Annotated in this window: 3 protein-coding genes and 3 pseudogenes; 3 read left to right on the top strand and 3 right to left on the bottom strand. The window is 75.0% G+C overall.

The genetic code is table 11. The features are described 5' to 3' along the window. The 3 genes and pseudogenes from JNW89_RS25590 to rdgB all read left to right on the top strand — a co-directional run. Nucleotides 1-593, top strand: a 593-nt coding sequence (locus tag JNW89_RS25590) for a hypothetical protein (protein ID WP_238450843.1), incomplete at its 5' end; no start/stop codon positions are given. 290 nt (nt 594-883) lie between these two features. After that, nucleotides 884-1,612 carry a ribonuclease PH gene (gene rph, locus JNW89_RS25585; RefSeq protein WP_210774969.1) on the top strand — a complete coding sequence of 243 codons (729 nt, stop codon included), beginning with the start codon at nt 884-886 and terminating at the stop codon, nt 1,610-1,612. Then, nucleotides 1,609-2,225: pseudogene (rdgB, locus tag JNW89_RS25580) on the top strand (RdgB/HAM1 family non-canonical purine NTP pyrophosphatase). The gene rph and the pseudogene rdgB overlap by 4 nt, the downstream one beginning before the upstream one ends. A 97-nt stretch (nt 2,226-2,322) precedes the next feature. On the opposite strand, the pseudogene hutH reads toward rdgB, so the two are convergent. The 3 genes and pseudogenes from hutH to JNW89_RS25565 form a co-directional block, all read right to left on the bottom strand. Further along, nucleotides 2,323-3,857 (bottom strand): annotated as a pseudogene (gene hutH / locus JNW89_RS25575) (histidine ammonia-lyase). Then, nucleotides 3,854-5,023 carry an imidazolonepropionase gene (hutI, locus tag JNW89_RS25570; protein ID WP_238450842.1) on the bottom strand — a complete coding sequence of 390 codons (1,170 nt, stop codon included), beginning with the start codon at nt 5,021-5,023 and terminating at the stop codon, nt 3,854-3,856. The pseudogene hutH and the gene hutI overlap by 4 nt, the downstream one beginning before the upstream one ends. Nucleotides 5,024-5,092: 69 nt before the next feature. Further along, nucleotides 5,093-5,756: pseudogene (locus JNW89_RS25565) on the bottom strand (amidohydrolase family protein); the annotation flags it as partial.

The raw sequence follows: 5,756 nt of genomic DNA, 5'->3' as shown, positions 1-5,756 counted from the left end.
CCGGTTCCCGGGCCCGGTTCGCCGCCGGACCGTACCCGCCGGCCGGTCAGCCGTTCGGATACCCGGCGCCGGCCACCCTTCCGCCGACCGGAACCGGCCCGGCGCCGGTGCGCCGGTCCACCGGGCTGCGGGTGTTCTTCGTCGTGCTGGCCGGGTTGCTCGCCGTCGGGCTCTGCGTCGGCGGCGGCCTCGCCGGGTACGTCGGCTGGTTCGTGCCCCGGCAGGAGATGGCCCAGCGAAAGACGATGCTCACGGACTGGGGACGCCCAGCCGGCTTCACCTCCGACGGCCTCGTCGAGGGCGACGACGCGTCGCAGCAGGTGTACCGGTTCACCTGCCCAGAGGGTCGGTGCCCGGTGGACCTCGCCGAACGGGTGCACGACTGGCTCACCGCGGCCGGCGCGCGGGACGCGAAGACCGAGGACGTGACGCGCTGCGTGGAGCACGGCTTCCAGTACGGCGGCCCCACCTGCACCTGGACGTGGCGGGCGGACGGCTGCCGGGCGTCCGCCACCACCACCGGGCTCGATCGGGTGCCGCGTGGCTGGGACCGGCCGCTCGTCCTCAACGTCCGCGTCGAGGAGTGCGACTGAGCCGGACGGGACGTCCGGTGCCGGCCGGCCGGTCCGGTACCCGGTCGGCGGACCGGCGGCCATCTTCGGGCGGTTCCTCGCCTGGGTCCCCCGTGGCCAGGCGACGCCAGAAGACCGGTGATCCACTCCCTGTGCGGTGTGTCGCGGTGTCCATCCGGCCGGACACCGCAACACGCCGCAAACGGGGCCGGGGCCTGCGACCGGGGTCGGGGTCGGTCGCCGACACGTCGTGGACCGCTCTGCTGGACACCGCGGGGCGGTTCGATCACCCGACCGCATAAGGTGCAGGGATGGCGCGACCTGACGGGCGGCTGCCCGACCAACTCCGACCGGTGACCCTGACCCGCGGCTGGAGCACCCATCCGGAGGGCTCCGTGCTCGTCGAGTTCGGTGGCACGCGGGTGCTCTGCACCGCCAGCGTCACCGAGGGGGTGCCCCGCTGGCGCAAGGGCTCCGGGCTCGGCTGGGTGACCGCCGAGTACGCGATGCTGCCCCGGGCCACCAACACCCGCTCGGACCGGGAGAGCGTCAAGGGCCGGGTCGGTGGCCGTACCCACGAGATCTCCCGGCTGATCGGACGGAGCCTGCGGGCGGCCATCGACCTCAAGGCGCTGGGCGAGAACTCGATCGTGCTCGACTGCGACGTGCTCCAGGCCGACGGCGGCACCCGGACGGCGGCGATCACCGGCGCGTACGTGGCGCTGCACGACGCGGTGACCTGGCTGGCCGGGCGCAAGGCGCTGGCCGGCAAGCCGGAGAAGGTGATGCACCGGTCGGTGGCGGCGGTCAGCGTCGGCATCATCGCCGGCGAGCCCCGGCTGGACCTCGACTACGCCGAGGACGTCGCCGCCGAGGTCGACATGAACGTGGTGTGCACCGGCGAGGGCGACTTCGTCGAGGTGCAGGGGACCGGCGAGGCCGGCATCTTCTCCCGTACGCAGCTCGACTCGCTGCTCGACCTGGGGCTGTTGGGCTGCGTGGAACTGGCCGACGCACAGCGGAAGGCACTCGCATCATGAACAAGGTCCTGCTCGCCACCCGTAACCGCAAGAAGCTGATCGAGCTGCAGCGGATCCTCGACGGCGCGCTCGGCGCGCACCGGATCGCCCTGATCGGGCTGGACGACGTCGAGGAATACCCGGAGCTGCCGGAGACCGGCCTGACCTTCGGCGAGAACGCGCTGATCAAGGCCCGGGAGGGCTGCCGGCGCACCGGCCTGCCCACCATCGCCGACGACTCGGGGATCGCGGTCGACGCCCTCAACGGCATGCCGGGCGTGTTCAGCGCCCGCTGGGCCGGCCGGCACGGCGACGACCGGGCCAACCTCCAGCTGGTGCTGGACCAGATCGCCGACCTGCCGACGAGCACCGCGCCGCCTCGTTCGTCTGCACCGTCGCGCTGGTGCTGCCCGGCGGCAAGGAGCATCTGGTCGACGGCCGCCAGGCCGGCCGGCTGCTGCGCGCCCCGCGCGGCGACGGCGGTTTCGGGTACGACCCGATCTTCCTCGGCGACGGTCAGGACCGGACCAACGCCGAGCTGACGCCGGAGGAGAAGGACGCGATCAGCCACCGCGGCAAGGCCCTGCGCGAGCTGGCGAAGCTCGCCGCCAAGGTCCTCCCACCCACCACCTGACCCGCGCCTCATCCCAAGCACCTTCACGGAAAGAGTGGCTATTCCGCGTCGAATAGCCACTCTTTCCGGGTAACTGCAGGGAGGAGGCGGGGAGGGGTCAGGCGAGGGGGCCGACCTCGCGTTCGATGGCGGCTCGCAGGTCCGGGCCGGCCAGGACGGCGCGGGCGGCCTCCATGATCGGGGCGAGGAAGACGTCCGGGCCGGGCTCGCCGGCGACCGGGGTCAGCGCCTCGACGGCGGCCCGGCCGGCGGGCGACGGGGTGAGCGGCGCGCGCAGCTGGAGCCCGCGCACGGCGGCCAGCAGCTCCACCGCGAGCAGGCTGGTCAGGTTGTCCAGCACCGTGCGCAGCTTCTTGGCCGCCGCCCAGCCCATCGAGACGTGGTCCTCCTGCATCCCGCTGGTGGGCAGCGAGTCCACCGAGGCGGGGGCGGCGAGGCGGCGGTTCTCCGCCACGATCCCGGCGGCGGTGTACTGGGCGATCATCAGGCCGGAGTTGACCCCGGCGTCGGGGGAGAGGAACGCCGGCAGCTCCCGGTTGCGGGCCACGTCGAGCAGCCGGTCGACCCGGCGCTCGGCGATCGCGCCCACCTCGGCGGCGGCGATGGCCAGGTAGTCGGCGGCGAAACCGAGCGGCGCGCCGTGGAAGTTGCCGGTGGACTCCACCCGGCCGTCGGGCAGCACCACCGGGTTGTCCACCACCGAGAGCAGCTCCCGCGCGGCCACCGTCGTGGCGAAGTCCAGGGTGTCCCGCGCGCGCCGGCCACCTGCGGGGCGCAGCGCATCGAGTACGCGTCCTGCACCGCGTGCGCCAGGTCGTCGCGGTGCGAGTCCATCACCCGCGAGTCCTGGAGCAGCCGGTGGATGTTCGCCGCCGACGCCGCCTGGCCGGGGTGCGGCCGGATGGCGTGCAGCTCGGGCAGGAAGGGCCGCTCCGAGCCGAGCATCGCCTCGATGGCCAGGGCGGCGGTCACGTCGGCCATGGTGAACAGGTGCCGGGCGTCGTGGATCGCCAGCAGCAGCATGCCCAGCATGCCGTCGGTGCCGTTGATCAGCGCCAGCCCCTCCTTGGCGGCCAGCGCGATCGGCTTCAGCCCGACCCGGCTCAGCGCGTCGGCGGCGTCCATCCGCTCGCCGGCCGGGCCGAGCACCCAGCCCTCACCGAGCAGCACCAGCGCGCAGTGCGCCAGCGGCGCCAGGTCGCCGGAGGCGCCGAGCGAGCCGTGCTCCGGCACCCACGGGGTGATCTCGTGGTTGAGCAGGTCGACCAGGGCCTCGGCGACCAGCGGGCGAACCCCGGAGTGGCCCAGCGCCAGCGAGCGGACCCGCAGCAGCATCATCGCCCGGACCACCTCGCGGGGCATGGGCGCGCCGACCCCGGCGGCGTGCGAGCGGATCAGCGCGTGCTGCAGCTCGGCCCGCCGCTCGGGCGCGACGAAGGTGTTCGCCAGCGCGCCGAAGCCGGTGGAGACGCCGTAGACGGGTCGGCCGGCGGCCTCGATGCCGTCCACGATGGACCGGCTGGTGCTCATCGCCTCCACGGCGGCCGGGTCGAGGACGACCTTGGCGGTGCCGCGGGCCACCGCGAGCACGTCGGCGGGGGTGATCCCGGTGGGCAGGATGGTCACGGTCATTGCGGGACTCCGTTGTGCAGAACCTGGCGGATCAGTGGTACACCCGGCCGGTAGGCCAGGTGCAGGTGGGACGGGGCGTCGAGGATCACGAGGTCGGCCCGGGCGCCCGGGGTGAGCACCCCGATGTCGTCACGGCGCAGCGCCCGCGCGCCCCCGGCGGTCGCGGCCCAGACGGCCTCCGCCGGGGTCATCCGCATCTCGCGTACGGCGAGCGCGACGCAGAACGGCATCGACGAGGTGTACGACGAGCCGGGGTTGCAGTCGGTGGCGAGTGCCACGGTCACGCCCGCGTCGAGCAGCCGGCGGGCGTCCGGGTACGGCGAGCGGGTGGAGAACTCCGCCCCGGGCAGCAGGGTGGCGACGGTCGGCGAGCCGGCCAGCGCGTCGACGTCGGCGTCGCTCAGATGGGTGCAGTGGTCGACGCTGGCCGCGCCCAGTTCCACGCCGAGGCGTACCCCCGGCCCGGGGCCGAGCTGGTTGGCGTGCACCCGCACGCCCAACCCGGCCGCCTGCCCGCAGGTGAGGATCGCCCGGGTGTGGTCGGCGTCGAAGGCGCCCCGCTCGCAGAAGACGTCCACCCAGCGCGCGTACGGGGCGGCGGCGGCGAGCATCGGCCCGCAGACCAGCCCGACGTAGTCGTCGGGGCGGTCGGCATACTCGGCGGGGACGACGTGCGCGCCGAGGAACGTGGTCTCCGCGCTGACCTCGGCGGCGATCCGCAGCGAGCGGGCCTCGTCGGCGACGGTGAGGCCGTACCCGCTCTTGATCTCCATGGTGGTGCTGCCCTGCCGCATCGCCTCCGCGCGCAGCCGGCGCACGGTGGCCCGCAGTTCCTCGTCGGAGGCGGCCCGGGTCGCGCCGACCGTGGTGCGGATGCCGCCGCCGGTGTACGGCTGGCCGGCCATCCGGGCCGCGAACTCGGCGGCCCGGTCCCCGGCGAAGACCAGGTGGGCGTGGCTGTCCACGAAGCCCGGCAGCACCGCGGCGCCGCCGGCGTCGATCCGCCGGTCGGCGGCCGGGGCGTCCCGGGACGGGCCGATCCAGGCCACCCGGCCCTCCTCGACCAGCAGCGCCACCCGGCGGCGGATGCCGAGCGGGCCGTCCTCGCCCGCGCCGGCGACGTTGGTGACCAGTTCGCCGATGTCATCGATCAGCAGGCTGCTCACGGCGTCCCTCCGCTCTCCGGCCCGGTGCCCCGGAACCCGTCGGCCGCCCACGCCGGCCGGTCCGCGCGGCTACGCACCGGACACCGCCGCGATCGCGTCGCGCAGCTCAGCCGGCACGTCCACGGTCAGGTGCACGCCGTCGCGCACCACCTGCCGCCCGTCACCACCACCGAGCTGACGTCGGCGGCGGTCGCCGCGAAGAACGCCCCCACCGGCGGCACCCCGGCCGTGCGGGCGGTGTCGAGTCGTACCGTGACCAGGTCGGCGCGGTCACCGACGGCGAGCCGGCCGGCGTCGGCCCAGCCCAGCGCGGCGTGCCCGCCGGTGGTCGCGGCGGCCAGCAGGTCGACGGCGCTGAAGTGCCCCCGCCGGCGGGTGCGCAGCCGCTCGTCCAGCTCGACCGCGCGGGCCTCCTCGAACAGGTCGATCACGGCGTGGCTGTCACTGCCCAGGCTGAGCGGGGCTGCCGGCCTCGGCCATCCGCCGGGCCGGCCCGATCCCGTCGGCCAGGTCCCGCTCGGTGGTGGGGCAGAGGCAGACCCCGGTGCGGCTCTCCCCGAGCAGCGCCACGTCCGCGCCGGTCGGGTGGGTGGCGTGCACGGCCGTGACGGCCGGCCCGAGCACCCCGTGGTCGGCGAGCAGCCGGGTGGGGGTGCGGCCGTGTACTGCCCGGGCAGGCGTCGTTCTCGGCGGGCTGCTCCGACAGGTGCACGTGCAGCGGCGCGCCGCGCCG

The sequence above is a fragment of the Micromonospora sp. 4G55 genome, from assembly GCF_016803375.1.
The sequence above is the reverse complement of the archived record's forward strand: the minus strand, read 5'-3'. Positions and strand labels throughout refer to the sequence as shown.